We start from the raw sequence: 279 nt of genomic DNA on the forward strand, positions 1-279 counted from the left end.
TGTGGCCCGAGCGGCCCGATAACTGGCGCCTGGGCGGCAAGCCGGCCCAGCAGGCGTTCGTCGCCGTGGCGACCGCGATTGCCGGCAGCGAACCGGTCTCGGTGGGCGTTTCCGCCGGACAATACGCGAACGCACGCCGACTGCTGCCGGCCGCGGTGCGGGTCGTGGAGATCTCGAGCAACGACGCCTGGATGCGGGACGTGGGACCCACGTTCGTCGTCAACGACCGCGGCGGGATGCGCGGCATTGACTGGCGGTTCAACGCGTGGGGCGGACTCG

Annotated in this window: 1 protein-coding gene; it reads left to right on the plus strand. The window is 71.3% G+C overall.

Features of this window, described 5'->3' with window-relative positions:
- Positions 1–279: agmatine deiminase family protein (locus MD536_RS21800; protein WP_239603883.1), on the plus strand; the 279-nt coding region annotated here is incomplete at both ends.

This window comes from Flavihumibacter cheonanensis, from assembly GCF_022352215.1.
Classification (GTDB): domain Bacteria; phylum Bacteroidota; class Bacteroidia; order Chitinophagales; family Chitinophagaceae; genus Flavihumibacter; species Flavihumibacter cheonanensis.